The 18078-nt window shown below is 35.8% G+C and carries 19 protein-coding genes; 2 read left to right on the top strand and 17 right to left on the bottom strand.

Annotation, left to right across the window (positions count from 1 at the left end):
• Window positions 1-10: 10 nt before the first annotated feature.
• The 11 genes from ypeB to BLP77_RS10655 form a co-directional block, all read right to left on the bottom strand.
• The gene (gene ypeB, locus BLP77_RS10605; protein ID WP_245686866.1) at window positions 11-1351 is read right to left on the bottom strand and encodes a germination protein YpeB; all 1341 of its coding nucleotides are present in this window, start codon (window positions 1349-1351) and stop codon (window positions 11-13) included.
• A 15-nt stretch (window positions 1352-1366) separates the two neighbouring features.
• On the bottom strand, window positions 1367-2218 hold the full coding sequence (sleB, locus tag BLP77_RS10610) for a spore cortex-lytic enzyme (RefSeq protein WP_093857103.1): 852 nt from the start codon (window positions 2216-2218) through the stop codon (window positions 1367-1369).
• 136 nt (window positions 2219-2354) lie between these two features.
• Complete coding sequence (locus BLP77_RS10615; protein ID WP_093857104.1) at window positions 2355-3311, bottom strand: asparaginase; 957 nt, start codon at window positions 3309-3311, stop codon at window positions 2355-2357.
• Between the two features lie 2 nt (window positions 3312-3313).
• Complete coding sequence (locus BLP77_RS10620) at window positions 3314-4300, bottom strand: YpdA family putative bacillithiol disulfide reductase (protein ID WP_093857105.1); 987 nt, start codon at window positions 4298-4300, stop codon at window positions 3314-3316.
• A gap of 88 nt (window positions 4301-4388) precedes the next feature.
• A complete protein-coding gene (locus BLP77_RS10625; protein WP_093857106.1) occupies window positions 4389-5657 on the bottom strand; it encodes a Glu/Leu/Phe/Val family dehydrogenase in 1269 nt (422 codons plus the stop codon).
• Between the two features lie 147 nt (window positions 5658-5804).
• Complete coding sequence (locus BLP77_RS10630) at window positions 5805-6734, bottom strand: D-alanine--D-alanine ligase family protein (protein WP_093857107.1); 930 nt, start codon at window positions 6732-6734, stop codon at window positions 5805-5807.
• Between the two features lie 13 nt (window positions 6735-6747).
• Complete coding sequence (locus BLP77_RS10635) at window positions 6748-7323, bottom strand: adaptor protein MecA (RefSeq protein ID WP_093857108.1); 576 nt, start codon at window positions 7321-7323, stop codon at window positions 6748-6750.
• A gap of 285 nt (window positions 7324-7608) precedes the next feature.
• Window positions 7609-7818, bottom strand: a complete 210-nt coding sequence (locus tag BLP77_RS10640; protein ID WP_093857109.1) for a hypothetical protein — start codon at window positions 7816-7818, stop codon at window positions 7609-7611.
• Window positions 7784-8401: a CPBP family intramembrane glutamic endopeptidase gene (locus BLP77_RS10645; protein ID WP_093857110.1), complete on the bottom strand. Its 618-nt coding sequence runs from the start codon at window positions 8399-8401 to the stop codon at window positions 7784-7786. Before BLP77_RS10645 ends, BLP77_RS10640 begins: the two co-directional genes overlap by 35 nt.
• Window positions 8398-9864, bottom strand: coding sequence for a RecQ family ATP-dependent DNA helicase (locus BLP77_RS10650; RefSeq protein WP_093857111.1), 1467 nt, complete (start codon window positions 9862-9864; stop codon window positions 8398-8400). The genes BLP77_RS10645 and BLP77_RS10650 overlap by 4 nt, the downstream gene beginning before the upstream one ends.
• On the bottom strand, window positions 9857-10906 hold the full coding sequence (locus tag BLP77_RS10655) for a YpbB family protein (RefSeq protein WP_093857112.1): 1050 nt from the start codon (window positions 10904-10906) through the stop codon (window positions 9857-9859). Before BLP77_RS10655 ends, BLP77_RS10650 begins: the two co-directional genes overlap by 8 nt.
• 79 nt (window positions 10907-10985) lie before the next feature.
• On the opposite strand from BLP77_RS10655, the gene BLP77_RS10660 reads away from it, so the two are divergent.
• The gene (locus tag BLP77_RS10660) at window positions 10986-11231 is read left to right on the top strand and encodes a ferredoxin (protein ID WP_093857113.1); all 246 of its coding nucleotides are present in this window, start codon (window positions 10986-10988) and stop codon (window positions 11229-11231) included.
• An 8-nt stretch (window positions 11232-11239) separates the two neighbouring features.
• Here BLP77_RS10660 and BLP77_RS10665 read toward each other — a convergent pair whose 3' ends face one another.
• Entirely contained in the window at window positions 11240-11695 is a 456-nt protein-coding gene (locus BLP77_RS10665; protein WP_093857114.1) for a helix-turn-helix transcriptional regulator, read from the bottom strand.
• 116 nt (window positions 11696-11811) lie between these two features.
• On the opposite strand from BLP77_RS10665, the gene BLP77_RS10670 reads away from it, so the two are divergent.
• The gene (locus tag BLP77_RS10670; protein WP_093857115.1) at window positions 11812-12306 is read left to right on the top strand and encodes an inorganic diphosphatase; all 495 of its coding nucleotides are present in this window, start codon (window positions 11812-11814) and stop codon (window positions 12304-12306) included.
• Window positions 12307-12509: 203 nt separating this feature from the next.
• Here BLP77_RS10670 and BLP77_RS10675 read toward each other — a convergent pair whose 3' ends face one another.
• The 5 genes from BLP77_RS10675 to ccsB form a co-directional block, all read right to left on the bottom strand.
• On the bottom strand, window positions 12510-13733 hold the full coding sequence (locus tag BLP77_RS10675; protein ID WP_093857116.1) for a hypothetical protein: 1224 nt from the start codon (window positions 13731-13733) through the stop codon (window positions 12510-12512).
• Entirely contained in the window at window positions 13730-14260 is a 531-nt protein-coding gene (locus BLP77_RS10680) for an RNA polymerase sigma factor SigX (protein ID WP_093857117.1), read from the bottom strand. The genes BLP77_RS10675 and BLP77_RS10680 overlap by 4 nt, the downstream gene beginning before the upstream one ends.
• Window positions 14261-14391: 131 nt before the next feature.
• Window positions 14392-16143, bottom strand: coding sequence for an ATP-binding protein (locus BLP77_RS10685; protein ID WP_093857118.1), 1752 nt, complete (start codon window positions 16141-16143; stop codon window positions 14392-14394).
• The gene (locus BLP77_RS10690) at window positions 16143-16859 is read right to left on the bottom strand and encodes a response regulator transcription factor (RefSeq protein WP_093857119.1); all 717 of its coding nucleotides are present in this window, start codon (window positions 16857-16859) and stop codon (window positions 16143-16145) included. Before BLP77_RS10690 ends, BLP77_RS10685 begins: the two co-directional genes overlap by 1 nt.
• Before the next feature lie 23 nt (window positions 16860-16882).
• Complete coding sequence (ccsB, locus tag BLP77_RS10695) at window positions 16883-18073, bottom strand: c-type cytochrome biogenesis protein CcsB (protein ID WP_093857120.1); 1191 nt, start codon at window positions 18071-18073, stop codon at window positions 16883-16885.
• Window positions 18074-18078 lie beyond the last annotated feature (5 nt).

The raw sequence follows: 18078 nt of genomic DNA on the forward strand, positions 1-18078 counted from the left end.
CCTACAGTTTCTAACTCATCCCATAAATTTGCTCTGATTGTTGTAATTTCTCGACCTTTTCTTCAAATCCGTCGTTTGCGTTGATATAAACTCGGTAAGTTTGATCGTTCATCGTACCGAATATTTCATAACAAAGGACTTTTTCACCTAAATCATTTTCAATAACAGCTTTCCTTGTTTGTTTAACTTCAATATTAGGATTAACATAAGTCTTTGCTTCTTCTTCAGATAAGTTATCTTGGAAATCAGTTTCTTCATCCGATGATGAATTAATAATATAATCTCTTGCTGTCAAACCGATTATATCACCATTATCCAATGCAACCTTAACTTGAAGACTGTCTGGATAATAATAAACATCATCTTCAACTTTGACGAATCGGAAAACACCGACACTTTCATATTGTGAGCTTTCTACCATTTCAACTTGTTCATAACCGATATCATTTAATAATTCTTTAGCTTGTTTCATTCCATCATTCAAACTAATTTTTTTCTCTCCAACATCTCGAGTTAACATATATGAGACCATGTTTGCCCCTTGTTTTGTTACCTCAGCATATCCATGCAATTCTCCTGTGTCAAAGGATACGTTATACATTGGAATATCTGAACCTTCACCAGTTTCAGTCACTTGTAATTCGATATCACCATCTAATTCAAACCTTTTATGAACAAAATCTTCAATTTCTTGTTCATTATAGTTTTTGCCGGTTAGTTTAATTTCTTTTTCGCCTGCATCACTATTTAATGTGAACGCTCCTTCATTTTCACTCGTATTAAATTGTTCAGAATTTTTCTCAATGGTTTGTAAACCATCAATGATCGTATTGTCACCTGGTTCATTTGTTGCTAGTGCGACTTCTACATCCATCCATCTCAAACCTTCGTCTAGTACTTCGTGTTGAACAGAACGCAATTCACGCTTAATCTCAGTCGAGTTTTGGTATAATTGATTAAGTAATTCTTTTTCATCTTGATTTAAAGGTTCTTCTTCTAGACCTCTTACAGCCACACGATATGAGAATTCACCAATGTTCGTAAGAAATTCCTCAGTCTTATTAAAAGGTAATAAGGTTAACGGAAGCTGTCCTACATCAGCTTGTGCCTCAGCGGAAATCTTCCAAATCTCTGTCAATTGAGGTGATAAATTTTCTGGTGTATTCATTGCCAACACTGTACCAATTTTTTCATTTAGTAAATCAATTCGATAAGTTAGGTCGTGAAAGGAACGTTGATAGTTGTTCTCAGCTTGTATGAGTATAGCGTTCTTCTCTTGATGTTCTTGGTAGCCGTAAATGATTGAACCTATGAACCCAACCAATAGTACAATATATAAAACCCAACGCATCACGCAAAAACCTCCCTATTTACAGAAAACATGTTTACCAATCCTCTTTATTTGTGGCCTAGACCAAATCCAATCAGACGTAGCTGTGTCAGGATTAAAATAATAGGTGGCACCTCCTGAAGGGTCCCAGCCATTTAGAGCATCAATAACGGCTTCTTTTGCTTGGCTATTTGGCTCCATATAAAACTGACCATCAGCAACTGCGGTAAATGCAAGTGGTTCAAAAATGACGCCTGAAATTGAATCAGGGAAAGTAGAATCATCTACACGGTTTAATATAACTGCTGCTATAGCCACTTGTCCGACATATGGCTCACCTCTAGCTTCAGAATACACAGCCTGAGATAATAACTGAATATCATTTTGTGAATAACCTTTAGGAACATTTGTTGCTGTAGGTTCTTCTGGTGTCCCTTCTTGAGCTTGACCTTGGCCTTGGCCTTGACCTTGTCCTTGGTTTTGTCCTTGTGATTGTTGAGCCTCCGACCATGGACGTTTTTGACCACCATAATGTGTAAATTCTCTGCCCTGTCTAATCTGTTCCTTTACCCATCCCTCGTCGTATTCTGAAGCTCGAGTTAACATGTCTTTCGTTTTTTGACCAACAAGTCCATCTACTTCAAGACCGAATTCATTTTGGAAATTCCTAACAGCCCAATAGGTCCCCCACCCAAATACGCCATCAATCTTTCCGTTATAAAATCCTATATATTGCAATCTAGATTGCAATTCGATGACATCATCTCCAGTGGCACCTTGTTGAATCACTTGCTCCGTAAAAGCATTAGTTGAAACATCGGTAGTTGATATGCCAAACAACAATATGACAGCTAATACTAATAATCTTAATAATTTGAGCTTACTCAATGTTGTGATTCCTCCTCGTATCAAACAATATATGCCCTATTATCATTTGTTTTTTTAGGTTTAATATTCTTATAAAAATAAAAAAAGCTGACAGATAAACTGTCAGCCAAACATAATTCATATCAAGTTATTATATTTAAAAATTAAACGATTCAACATCTGCCGAAAGCATTACTGAAAGCTTGACCCTTGCTTTCTTACTGTCATAATCACTCCCTAATATGACACCATGGTTAATTAGATCATAGGCACTGCCTTCATAATCATAGGTGGGATAGACAGCTCCTTCCTCTGATGCAGTTGTCATAACCATTGTGATACCATCATCTTTACACCTTCTAATAGCTGGCATCATATTAGGGGGAACTTGACCCCTTCCGACCCCTTCGATAACGATACCTTTAGCATTAGTCTCTCTAATCGCATCTAATATAGTACCATCTGCATCAATATAACACTTAACGATATCAACCTTAGGTAAATAGTCACTGATTTCATAGGTGTCATGTTTAATAGGCCGTTGAAAAACCTGTACTTCATCATTATCAATAATACCTAAATAACCAAATCCAAATGCATTAAAACCTTGAATATTACTAGCATGCTCCTTTTTGACATGCCTTGAAGCAAAAATTCGCTCATTAAATACAACAACCGTTCCACACTTATGTAAATCCTCACTACATGCCGTGTAAATGGCGTGTCGTAAATTAATGTAGACATCACTACCTATTTCAGAAATCGAGCGTTGTGAGCCTGTCACAACAACTGGTCTCGAATCATTAATGGTTAAATCTAAAAAATATGCTGTTTCCTCAAGTGTATCCGTTCCGTGCGTAATAACGACACCGTCAACCGACTCATCTTGAAAATAAAAATCAACTTTTTTCTTTAGCAAAATCCAATCATGTGAATTTAAATGAACACTAGGCTTTTGAAAGGCTGAATCAATTTGGATCTGGATTTCATCAGGTAAATCGCAAAATGATGCTAATTCTTCACCTGTCATGGCACCTGATTTTAGCTTACCGCTATTTTCATTTGGTTTACTTGCAATCGTTCCACCAGTAGTAATTAATACGACTTTTTTCATAACTATTCACCATTGTCCCTTTTTTTCATGATTCGATCAGCAATTAATTTCCCGTGATGACGTCCATTCTCAATAAAAATTTCATTATTGTTATAGCCAGCAGCAATGACACCGGCGATATATATGTTTTTAATATTGGTTTCCATGTGCTCATCAAACATTGGTCGACCAGTATCAGCATCAATTTCGATCCCAATGTTTTTAAGGAAACTTTGATCTGGATGATAACCAATCATCGCAAACACATAATCTGCCTCAATAGTAAGCTCCTCACCATTGATTTCGGTTATTAATTCCTTATCTTTAATTTCCTTTATATGGGCATTAAAATACATATTAATCTTATGATGTTTAACTAATGATTGAAATAACGGCAAAATCCACGGTTTTACACTAGGAGAATAATCACTTCCACGATAGAGCACTGATACATCAGCGCCAGCTTTCTCCAATTCTAAAGTTGCGTCGACTGCTGAGTTCTTTCCGCCTACTACAACAACCTTCTTATTAAAATAAGGATGCCCCTCTTTAAAATAATGCGTGACATGAGGTAATTGCTCACCTTTAATGCCAAGTCGGTTAGGGTGATCATAGTACCCTGTCGCAATGATGACATGTTTTGCTAAATACTGATGTTCATTACCTTTTTCGGTTCGAGTTTGTAATATAAATTGATTATTTTTTGTATTTAGAGTGATGACCTTTTCATAATTATTTATTCTTAATTGACCTCGCTCTGCCACAGTCCTATAATAGGTCAACGCCTCGTTTCTTACCGGTTTTTGACGTTCAGAAATAAACGGAATATCACCTATTTCTAGTTTTTCACTTGAGCTAAAAAACGTCTGATGTGTAGGGTAATTATAAATAGCATTGGCGATATTCCCTTTTTCTATAATTAACGGTTCAATACCTTGCTTTTGCAACTCCAGTGCAGCAGACATACCACATGGTCCTGCACCTATGATGATCACTTCTTCCGTTTGCATATTGACTCCACTCCTAAGCAAAGAAAAATCTCCTACCAAAATAATGATAGGAGATTGTATTTAAATAATCAAATTGAAAGTCCAACTTTTATATCCAGCCACGGAAACGAGAAGCTTCAGTCATTTTTCTAACACCAACCATATAGGCAGCTAAACGCATATCAACTTGGCGATTTTGTGAAGTCGTATAGACATTATTAAAGGCTTTCACTAATACTTCTCGTAACTTTTCTTGAACTTCTTCGTCTTTCCAGTAGTAGCCTTGGTTATTTTGTACCCATTCAAAGTAGGAAACAGTTACCCCACCTGCTGATGCTAATACATCAGGTACAAGTAAAATATCTCTTTCCGTTAAAATCTTAGTCGCTTCTAGTGTCGTCGGACCATTAGCGGCCTCAACGACAATGTTTGAATTAATTTGATGGGCGTTTTCTTTTGTAATTTGATTTTCAATCGCGGCGGGTACAAGAATATCCGTTTCTAATTCAAACATTTCGTCATTCGTAATCGTGTCTTCAAATAAATTCGTTACAGTTCCAAAGCTATCTCGACGGTCTAATAAGTAATCAATATCTAAACCATTCGGATCGTAAAGGGCGCCTTCTGCATCTGAAATAGCGATGACTTTTGCTCCCATATCGTACATAAATTTTGCTAAGAAACTACCTGCATTTCCAAAGCCTTGTACAATAACACGAGCTCCTTTTATGTCGATTCCCCGCTTCTTACATGCTTCCTCTATGCAAATCGTAACCCCTTTAGCTGTCGCAGATTCTCTACCGTGAGATCCTCCAAGTACAATCGGTTTACCCGTTATAAACCCTGGATTATTGAATTCGTCAATACGACTATATTCATCCATCATCCAAGCCATGATTTGTGAGTTTGTAAATACATCTGGTGCAGGAATATCCTTTGTAGGTCCTACAATTTGAGAAATCGCGCGTACATAACCGCGACTTAATGCCTCAAGCTCACGAAATGACATTTTTCTAGGATCGCATATAATGCCACCTTTACCACCACCATATGGAAGATCGACAATTCCAGCTTTTAAGCTCATCCAAATTGATAAAGCTCTAACTTCATCTTCTGTGACATTTGGATGGAAACGAACGCCTCCTTTTGTTGGGCCAACAGCATCATTGTGCTGTGCACGATAACCGGTGAATATTTTCACTTTACCATCATCCATGCGTACAGGTATACGCACAATCATCATTCTAACTGGTTCCCTCATTAGCTCGTAGGCCGCTTCAGGGTATCCCAATTTATTTAAAGCTGTTTTAATGACTTCTTGTGTCGATGTCAAAATATTATTGGTGTCTTGAGAATCTGCTTGATTATCGGCTACCATGTGTTTACCTCCTATATTATAACAAGAAAAATATTATTAGTGCTTTCAATGACTAGTATACATTTTCGTATCGAATATGCAACATAAATAAACCTTTAAATTCCCAATAATAAGTACCTCTAACATCCGCCTTAACCTAAGACAATTTTAAGCCTTAATCGTTAGTTGAATAAATTGTTCTAACATCTCTTCATAATTCATATCGACAGCTTTAGCAGCGTCTGGATATAAACTTGTCGGTGTCATTCCTGGCAGGGTATTGACTTCTAAAATTATCGGATCACCATTATCCTTGAGTATAAAATCAACACGTGAATACGTTTCGCAGCCTAGAATTTGGTGTGCCTTTACCGCATAATCCTGAATTTTAGTTGTTAAGGTCTCGTCGATTTTTGCTGGACAAATATGTTCACTACCGCCTGCTGAATATTTAGACTCATAATCGTAATATTCACTCTTAGGTATAATTTCAATAATAGGTAATGATTGTTCTTGACCTCGTTTACCTATAACGGCACAAGTCATCTCTCGACCTTTAACGTATTCCTCAACTAAAATCTCAAAATCATGTTCAAAAGCAAGTTCGACAGCAGGTTTAACTTGACTTTCGTCACTCACAATCGTCAGCCCTAATGTCGAACCTTCTTGGTTTGGTTTAATCACAATAGGCAAAGAAAATTGCTGGTTGATATCTTCTACAATATTTTCTTGTGATTCATGTTTACCGTATGTGTTACCCTTGGCAATCGGAATGCCATTCATATAAAAAATTTGTTTTGCCTTTGTTTTATCCATTGCCAGAGACGATGCTAACACACCAGAACCAACATATGGAACACCCATTAAATCTAGTAGGCCTTGGACGGTTCCATCCTCTCCTTGCTTCCCGTGTAAACCAATAAATACAAGATCAACTGTTTTAATTTTTTCCATGACGTCTTCTAAATCTTTAGGGTTAAAATCAATATCCACAACGTCATGACCTCGTTTACTTAATGCTTGGATAATCCCTTTTCCTGAAGATAATGACACTTCTCTTTCCTTAGATGTCCCACCATATAATACTGCAATTTTCAACAAATTCACCTCATTAGAAGTAATGTACAAGGATTTGGAGTGCATTATTCTCTGCAATCACATTACCGTGTTCGTTTAGAATATAGGAAGTCATTGTACTCGGTGAGGCATACTCTGACATAATTGAAATCAAGTCTCCTCTAATTCGCTCTGTCAATGACGTTTCATTTATATTGAGATAATATAAATCGTCATATGCATACAGGCTTGCGTTTAAATCAAATTGATTAATAATCGCCTTTGCCGACTGAATCACATCTTCAAAATCATTAAATACAAATATCATTTCTTTACTCTCATCCATTGTCACTTTTAATTCGATATATTCTTCACTTTCCAATTGATCATTATCGTTCTGAGTCACGACGATAATCATGCCTTGGGCTTGTAGCATGTGAACTTTAACTTTCAACATGCCATCTAAATCCATATTTAATTCCTCACAAGCTTCATACAACATATCTTGAAACAACTGATTTGCTTTCGGTAAATTATTCCACAAATCTTCCTTTGTATAGCCTCGTTCGTTGAGGTCATCATAGGTTAGGAAAATTTTAAACTGGTTAACGCTAATTCGTTCTAATCGCACGTAACCACCTCCACCATCTCACTAATATCTTATGTATCATCCACTACGAAAATTGCCTGTATTATTAAAAACTTATTCAAACTTTTCATTTACTTTAATAAAACATTAAATATCAGACAAAAGTTGTTAGATAGATTTATTAATAATCTTTTCTACTCAATTGATCGGATTTCCTGCTATAATTCGACAAAAATCTCTCTTTTTCCCTATGACATTATAAAATAAAAAAGAGTGGCAATAAACCACTTTTGGTTGATTGGTATCGAATCATTAAAAATCCCTACATTATTGTAACCAAAAATAATATATAAATGGAATAGATATGATTAAAAAAATAAAAATTGTTACTAAACCTTTTAAAATGATTTGGCTGATTAGCAATTGATTCTTTTCTTTCCGAAATCGAGACTGATGCTTCTTACTTCTCGGTGGTAAATTCAATACATCATCGACTTCCCGATCATTTTGATAACGTTTGGCTGAGCTTTCTTTCATGATTGTCACCTCTGAATAAACGATAGTAAATCCCTAATAGAAAATCAATAATAAAATGCGCTACAATCGGAACCAATAGATTATTCGTAATCTCGTAAATATATCCTAGCAAAAATGAAAGGATTAATACAGATACTAGAAGTACTATTTTATTTAAATATCTAAAATGAACTAAAGCGAATAAAACACTGGCTATGACATATCCAAATGACGTCTGTATAACTCCCCTAAACAATAACTCTTCCGAAAACGAAACAACAAGTGCTATTAAGAAAATTTGCGGTATAGATAACGATGTAAAAATCCGATTATTAATTCCACCATCATCGTAGTATTTTTCTGGTATCCATTTAATAAATATTAAATCAATCATGACGACGGTGACGCCGGGGATCAAACCTAATAACAATAGTTCATTCCAGTTTAACTTAAAAAGACCGAATAAATGATTAAAGTCATCAAACCATAACCATGCCAAACCAAAAGCTAACAATACAAAAAGTAATTGTGATGCATAAACATTTAAGAGTAATTCTTTATTTGATAATTGTTTTACGATTTCCGCTTGTGATTGTCTTTTCATTGAAACATCTCCTCAAGAATGTTACGCCAATTCTGCTTATAATCATGGTGAATGTTTAAATCAATCTCCCATTTATGAATATTAAATCCACAATGATCACAACAATCAAATAAGGCTGGCCGAACATGCTCCTGATAAGGTTGAAATAGTAAAGCACGTCTACAATCTTCAGCATTAACCCAACGAACTAAATTAATTACACTATTTATTTTTAACTGTTTTCGATGATCGCGGAAAGACTTTAGTTCCTCTTCGATTTCTGACTGCTGTGTTAGAGTTTGGGTTAGTTTATGAGTATGATAATTCAAAAATCGTAGTTTCGTTTCACTTAATTCAGATTCGATGTCAATATTTATACCTTCCTGTTTCGCGTGAAGATACCTTTCTATCTCACTATCATCTGGTAACTCCGATTCAATAATCTGAAAAGGAATGGTTTCATCACCTTTTGTATAAAGTAATACACTCACACTTTGTTTGCCATCGCGTCCTGCTCGCCCTGTTTCCTGAATAAATGATTCTAAGTTTGTAGGCAAGTGATAATGTATAATGAGTCGAATGTTATCTTTATTGACTCCCATTCCAAAAGCACTAGTACAACAGATAATATCCAATTGATCATGCATAAACTGCTGTTGTATTAATAACCGATCCTGTTGTTCCATACCGCCATGGTAATAGGCTACTTTTCGTTCAGGAAATTGTTGTTGTAATAGTCCGTACAATTGCTCTGTCATCACTCTGCTCGAAAAATAAATCATGGTAGGTGCCTTGGCTTGCTCTAATAAATGAATGATTTGCTCCTGCTTTTCTATCTGATTATCTGATTTTAATACACTATAAGTAATATTTACCCGGTCCATCGGATAAATGATTTTCCTCATGTTGAGCGATAACTGCTTAACAATATCATCCTGGATTTTAGGTGTAGCTGTTGCACTAAGAGCTAGTACAGTTGGTTCACCTAGTGTTTCTATGACATCCTTCAACCTTAAATAGTCAGGTCTAAATTCATGTCCCCATTGCGATATACAATGGGCTTCATCAATGACAAACTGCAACACATTGAGTTGCTTAAGTCTATTGATGAATGATTCCTGCTGCAACATCTCGGGAGAGCAATAGATCATACGATATCGATTAAGATGACTCAATAATTTAGATTTTTGCTCATAGCTTAATAAGCTATTAAGGGCTGTGACACGTTTATAACCCTGTGCACGAAGTAATTTAACCTGATCTACCATGAGCGATATCAATGGAGATACGACAATCGTTATCCCCTCGACGATTAAAGAAGGCAATTGATAACAAATCGACTTTCCACTTCCTGTAGGTAATGTTGCTAAAGTATGCTGATTATCTAAAACAGACTCAATAATCTCCTTTTGCCCTTCTCGAAATGATGAAAAACCAAAATGTTTTTTTAACTGATCCTCTAATTTGATTGTTTCTTTATCCATTTGCCATGACACTCACTTTAGAATGATTATATTTTGCTAGCACCAAACGTATTTGAAAATAACTGATGTGATCATCTAATTGTTCCTTTATTACTTTTAACCTTCTCGTCTCTACCTTTTCGATAACACGAATAATTTTTTCCTCTATATCTTTTGAAACAAATGAGTCAATATCGAAGTGTTCTAGCTGAGTCGCTATTTCAACAACATGGTCTCGAATGGTGCTAGGGCGCAATTGACGGATATTTTCTATTTCCTTAAGTGTCAATCCATTATTAAGAAACCGGTATGTTTTTTCTGCTGAATCTGTTATAGATTGATGACGTTTCTGAGATATGAATAGGTTTAATATAGGATACTCCTCCGTATTATACTCTACGATTTGAATTAATTGATGAATAGCACTCATCGTGGTCAAATGAATATCTTCTTCGTAAACTTGATAATCATCAGCTAACTGTTTTTTACTCAATCCGATTCGATTCGCACCAGTAAACTGTTGTACCATTAACTCTGCCTCTAGCTCCCCTATTTGCTCTAAGACTGATTTGAGCTCATTGTGAAATAAATGAACGAGTTGATCGTGATGTCGATATTTTTTCATTAGTTGCTTAACCTGATATTGAATCTCAACATCATCAATAACCGGAATAAAATGTTTATTCTGTTTATGTATATTAGATAAAGTTTGGCACACCAACTGAATAGCTGAAAACCAGTCCAAATCTACTCGGTGATATTTAAAACCATTAATCTTGTCCCGAAGATTGCCTGTTTGGAAATGTATCTTTCCCGTGCATTCAAAGCTTTCGTCTCTTATGATAATCAGATTTTGTGATACAAAACTATCGATCCATCTATGATAGGTTGCTGATCGCAATTTTGGATAAATACCATAATAGGGTTGTAGCCCAAACAAATGAATGTCCTGTAGTGTTTGTGAAGACCTTTTCCCTCGTAAAATATGGAAGGCCGACGAAATCGTACGTTCTCCATTTAATTTATATAACATATGTGAGATTACGTCTTGATAGTGAATCATCTCCTCACCCCTTTAATTGAATACGAAGTTAAATCGTAATACAATGAAATAGTAAAAGTTCAACATAGGAGGATCCTTTATGACTCTTTACACATTCGTCAATCAGGACACTTGCATAGCCTGCGGAGCATGTGGTGCTAATGCCCCTGATATTTTTAATTATAACGAAATGGGCGTTGCTTATAATTTACTAGACAACAATCAAGGAACATTAAACATTCCCAAGGCTTTACATGATGATCTAGAAGATGCGTATGAAGGCTGCCCAACTGAATCCATCAAATTGTCTAAAATACCATTTAACAGTCGATATATTAACAGTTAAATATCGTTCTATTTTTCTTCTACTATTTGATTAAAATGACGTTCTGCCGCTTTTTTATAAAAACTACTAAATAAACGTAGGCCCATTTGATCAACAATACGAAAATATAGGCTAACTCTATTTTGTTGTAGGATATAACCATTACGTTCTTCTATCGTTTTCCACCAAGTGTGGTGACTAACCCGATTATGGTTATATGCTATATGCTTTCGTCTAATCGTTTGTAATAAATATATGACGTCGTTTTCACCTAGCTCCTGTTGAATAATAGAACTATCACGAAAGATTGACGCAAAAGTCACGATAACCGGCCAATTCGCTTCAATTCTTCCCTTCTCGATTTGCAACAATGTTTTTTTAGAAATACCTAGAATATCAGACATTTGCTCCTGAGTATAATCAAATTCAGTTCGAACGACTTTAATTTTTGTTGATAGGATTTGACGTAAATCATGTTCATTCACTATGATCCCTCACAGTTTTGTCATTATATATCATTTTACCATTAATCTTGCTTTTCTTACTATATAAAGATTGATATAATGAGTAATCGAAGAATGCAAATAAAGGAGGACTAACCGTGCCAGAAAACAAAATTGTAGATGTTTTCGTAGAAATTCCTACAGGAAGTCAAAACAAATATGAATATGATAAAGAAAAAGGAGTCTTTAAACTAGACCGTGTACTTTTCTCACCACAGTTTTATCCCGCAGAATACGGTTACTTAGATGAAACGTTAGCATTAGATGATGATCCGTTAGATGCTCTTGTTTTAGTAACAAATCCTACATTTCCGGGATGTGTCATTGAATCACGTGTCATTGGATTCTTGAACATGATTGATAGTGGTGAGGAAGATCAGAAGCTTCTTGCTGTACCTGTTGAGGATCCACGATTTAAAGATGTTTACACATTAGATGACGTTCCACAGCATAAATTAGACGAGATCTCACATTTTTTCCAAACATATAAGGACTTACAAGGTAAGAAAACAGAAATTGGAGAATGGGAAGGTCCTAAAGAGGCTAGCCAACTAATTGATGAATGTATCCAGCGTTATCAAAATAAAAGATAATTAAAGATAAGCCTGTTACCAGAATCGCTGGTAACAGGCTTTGTTTTTTGTATACTTTCTTTATTCAGTGCAGTTGAAATACACTTCGCTTTCCGCAGGCTCAGGACGTGGCCGCTTTTAGCCGAACCAGGAGTCTCCGTGTATTTCAACGACTAAACAGGATTATTCAATTTAATTTGTTAAATGCAAGATTTTTATAATTCTTATCGAGGATTAATGTATGCAGGTACTTGGACTGGTTCATCTAATTGATAAGGTCCAACTTGAGTCATCCCTAAATTATTAAAATCCACTTGTTCATAGCCAAAGGATTTGGCTGTTAAAAGAATTGATTCAATTATATAAGGAATTTCAGTTGACTCAGCTAATTGTTCTGGGTTTAGAAAGCGAATGTTTAGTACCGGGTCCTGACCCTCAATTTCTATATTAACGTTATTAGGTACTGGTGCTTTGATATTAAATGCTTCTTCACTAACCTTTAATTCCTCTATAGCTTCTTCAATCGATGCACCATTCATCAAAACCTTTTCAATCCAAAACAGTTCATCTGATTGTGGCTGGTACAGTTTATAAGCTTTAAGTTGATTTTCAAAAGTTACTTCTTCAACCTCACCGACATGAGCCAAACTAACAGGATCTCCATTGGGATCACGAACGGCTACTTTTTCGTGACCTAAATATTGAAAATACCGGATGACCTCCATCGCAACCCTTTCTATGGCAGTTCCATCTTGAAGCTCTGTTTCATCCATTTCTAAAATAGGAATGTTTTGATCGTTCATACCGATAAACGTAATAGAACTCAATACATCACTACTTAATCCCCATTCATCATCCATGATAAGTTCGCGCGACTGATTAAAAAACTCATAAGGATCCTGATCATTCATTTCCACTGTAATTGGAGCAAAATACTGCACTTGGTTATCGGGAATGATAAACGTGACGAATTGTTTACCTTGTGACTCATCTTGTGTCACAACCATGGATGAATTAGCATCTACCTCCTGCATACTAAACTGTTGGTTTTCATCATCATTTGATGCTCCCCCCATATCTTGATTACCTTGGCCATCTTGATTATACTCTTCTATTTCAGCCATTTCAGCATCTCCAGAGGAGGCACTTTCATTTGCAGATTCATTTGTTTCGGCTTGATCAACCGAATCCTCTATACTTTGATAAGTTTTCATTTCATCTGCCGTTTGATTTGTATTGATAAACTGTAATCCAATAATAAATACTAATACTAAGGCAGCAGCTGACGTTATTGCTGGAATAATCCAACCTCTCTTGGCATGTTTCCTTATTTTTCTTTGATTCACTTGCTTAGATATTTGATTATAATAGTCATCAAATGAACGTGAATCGTTAATTTTGGGCATTTCAGATAATGTTTTCTCTATCTCATCATTCTGTTTTTTCATTCTTCATGCCCTCCTTTTCTTTGAAGCATCCTATCCTTCAAAGCGTTAATCGCTCGATGTTGAGTCGTTTTAACTTTACTTGTTGACCAATTGAGGATATCAGCTGTTTCTTTAATTGACATTTGTTGAATATATCTAAGAATAATGACCATGCGTTGATCGTTTGAACATTTATCAAGACACTGATACATCATTTGGACTTCTTCACTTTTTTCAGCTAATTCTTCTGGAGTTGGTTTGTTATCCTTTAATAAATTACCATGTTGTTCAAAATCAAAACCATCTGCATGTCGTTTTTTTCGTCGACCTTGTTTTCTAAAAAAATCAATGGTGACATGGCGAGCAATTGAAAACAACCAGGTTTTTTGACTACTTTTTCCTGCGAACGTATCGTATGATTGCAGGACTCTAATATAAACTTCTTGTACTAAATCTTCAGTCGTAGGTTTATCCTTTACCATATAAAATATAAATTGATATAAGTCCTGATGAAATTCATCATACAATTCTTGAAAGGACTCTCTCATCACAGAGCCTCCGTTCTCAATATTATTAGTCGAAAATGATAATAAAAAGTTACAACTTCATATATTTTATCATAAAGAAAAGCAGCATTATAGATGTAATGAAGCTTTCATCCGTAACGCTGCCAACTATATCAGTCTTCTTTTTTAGGAATCGTGAATGTAAAGGTAGTACCTTCACTCTCTTTACTTTTAGCATATATTGACCCGTTATGGGCTTCAATAATATGCTTCGCAATCGATAGCCCAAGTCCGGTACCTTTCTTTTTACCATTACGTGTCCGCGACTTGTCACTTTTATAAAAGCGCTCGAAAATAAATGGTAAATCTTCCTCAGGTATACCTGACCCATTATCTTTAATATGAATGACTAATTCATTTTTCTGTTCTTCTACATCTATCGTAATTTTTCCATCTTCATTGGTATGCCTTAAAGCATTATCAATTAAATTCGTCATGACTTGTTCGATACGATCAGGATCAAAATAGTACTCGATACCAGAAGGGACATTCGTCCGTAGCTCGATTTCCTGTTCCTCAAAAAGTGAACTAAATTTCTTTATGACTCGATCGATAAATGGCTTAACTGGGACTTTCGCGTGATTAATTTGAATATGTCCTGCTTCCATTCGTGCTAAATCTAATAATTCATTTACTAAACGGTTCATACGTAATGATTCATCATAAATAATTTGGGCAAGCTCCTGTTTTTCCTCTTTAGATTCAGCAATATCATCGACAATCGCTTCAGCATACCCTTGCATCATTGATATTGGTGTTCTTAATTCATGCGACACATTAGCAAGAAAATCTTTTCGTAGCTTATCAAGCTGTCTTTCCTCTGTCATATCTCGAATAATAGCGACGGCCCCACGTACAGAACCTTCAATATAAAGGGGTGTCATAATAAGCACGAAATTGCGCCCAACCGCCACAATCTCTTTTGTATATTCATTCTCTTCTTCAATAACTTTTTGAAAATGATTGCGTAATTCAACCGGCAAGGAATGCGGCTCTTCTTCTTTTGTGAAATTAATTTGAGCCAAAAATTGCTCTGCCGGAGGGTTAATCAACATGACACCTAATTGTTTATTAACCGTAATAACACCGTCAGCTAATGATCTTAAAATGCTTGAAAGCTGTGATTTTTCTTGATTCAAAGCCGTAATATGATAGTTTAATTGTCTTCTCATTCGATTAAACGAAATTGCCAATTCTCCAATTTCATCATGCGTTAAAACTGGAACCTTTGTATGGAACTCACCTTTTGATAATTCGCCAGCTGCTTTACGCATTTTCATTAATGGTGCTGTAATCCTGCTTGTTAAGAAGAAGGCAAAGATCGTTGTTAATATAATGGCCACCGTAGCAGCAATTAATATTAGTTTTGTTGCTCTTGTTGTCGTTTCTTCTACAACATCTAAAGATTGATAGACATAAATGGCACCATTTTGATCTGCCGTTGGAATACCGACAATAATAATTTCAGCATTTCCATTTGGAACTTCCGTTATTTTCTTAACTGACTCATTGGCACCAAATACATGATTGATATCAATATTACCTACAAACCAGCTCGGATCTATATTTGGTAATGTATTGGTTTCTATATCATTTTGCCAGTATTGATGTTCGTTAAAAAACACCGTTACACGCGTCTGCGGAGCAAGTAGCTGATCGATCGTATTGAGTGTTAATGACAAATCCTCGTGTTCTTCAATAATGGAAGATACATTCTCAGCTTCATTCATGAGGCTTTCCTCGGCTTCTTCAACATAAAAGTTCTCAAAAAATTCCAGTAGAAAGATGGTTAGAATCATTAAAACAAAAGCAACTAACAAAATAATCGTAAACCATAATTTGAATACGACGCTACGCCAGAGCATTATGCATCCATAACCTCAAATTTATATCCGATTCCCCACACAGTGACAATCATACTGGCTGCATCTTCAGAAACTTTACTTAATTTTTCGCGAAGTCGTTTCACATGCGTATCAACAGTCCTTAAATCACCGAAAAATTCGTATTCCCAAACTTCTTTAAGTAACTCTTCTCGATCAAAGACCTTATCTGGTGTTTTCGCTAAGTAGTAAAGTAATTCATATTCTTTTGGTGTTAGGTTAACTTCAGTGCCATCTGCGAGAACTCGATGAGCGTCCTTATCGATTGTTAAATGTGGGTAAACAATGACATCATGTGTATCTGTGTCTGTACGTAAATATTTTGTTGAAGAAGATCTTCTTAATAAAGCTTTTACTCTCAACACGACTTCTCTTGGACTGAATGGTTTAACGATATAATCATCTGCTCCAACTTCAAAGCCTTGTACACGGTTTGACTCTTCTCCCTTAGCAGTTAACATAATTACTGGTGTTGCCTTACGTTCTCGAAGTTGTGTGCATACTTCTATTCCGTCCATCTCAGGTAACATAAGATCTAATAAAATTAAATCATAGTCTTGATCTAAAGCTTTTTGAAGGGCTTCACGGCCATCCTCAGCTTCATTGATTTCAAATTCTTCCCTTTCTAAATATAACTTTAACAAGCGACGAATACGCTCTTCGTCATCAACCACTAAAATTTTTGCTTGTTCAGCCATGTAAGACAACTCCTTTACTATAATTATCCTGCATATGAATGCATGCCAGCTATGACTAAGTTAACAAAAATCAAGTTCGTCATAATAATGGTAAAACCAACAACCGCCAACCATGCCGATTTTTCTCCATGCCAACCCGCACCTAAACGCAGGTGTAAAAAGACAGCATAGAACAACCAAGTAACGAGTGCCCAAACCTCTTTAGGGTCCCAGCCCCAAAAGCGTCCCCAAGCTTCTTGAGCCCATATAGAAGCGAATATTAAAGCCCCTAATGTAAAGACCGGAAAACCAATGGCCACTGAGCGGTAAATAATCTCATCTACTTTATCGGTATTAATACGCGATAATTTGGGTTGAATGGCGGCTGCTACACGTTTTCTTAGAATTAATCTAGTTAGACCATATAAAACTAAACCACCTAAAATGGACCAAATTAATGTATTAAATTTTGAGCCAGCATTCTCTCCATGCATCCAAGATGGGGCTTCAATCCCAGTTGTAAAAGCACCTTCAGTTCTTAATTCAGCTCCATCTGGTTCTACCAGTGCTGGTAAGTGATAATCAATCGTGTTTGTTTGTCCATCTACTTCTTGGGTAAATTCAACCTGGTATCCTGCACCTTCAAATGAAGAAGTAATCAAAATAAATGCAGAAGTCGCAAAGACAAAGAATAATATAACCTCAAGCCAAAACGTTTGCTTTGATCGAACGGTTTGATTCACCTTAGCAATAAGATATACCAACCCAGCAACAAAACTCATCGCTAATATCGCTTCACCTAATGCAGCAGTTGTGACATGAATGTATAACCAATGCGATTGCAACGATGGAATAAGTGGAGAAATTTCAGTTGGAAACATACTCCCATATCCAATAATTAAAATCGTAATTGGTAAAGCAAATAAGCCGATAATCGTCTCACGATAAATAAAGTATATAATGATGAAACCTAGCACTAGCATCATACCGAAGAATGCGATAAATTCAAACATATTACTAACCGGTGCATGACCTGCTAGATACCAACGTGTAAAGAAGAACGTTAATTGTGAGATAAAACCTATAATTGTCAACGTAATAGCTATTTTTGAAGCTTTAGATTTAGTTTTGTCTTCTTTATTCTTTCCAATCGTTGCCCCAAAAAATAGGGTGGCAACGAGATATAGAATAAAGGCGGCATATAAGGCATTACTGCTAACCGTATTTAAATCCATCATTC

Source organism: Tenuibacillus multivorans, assembly GCF_900103915.1.
GTDB lineage: Bacteria > Bacillota > Bacilli > Bacillales > Alkalibacillaceae > Tenuibacillus > Tenuibacillus multivorans.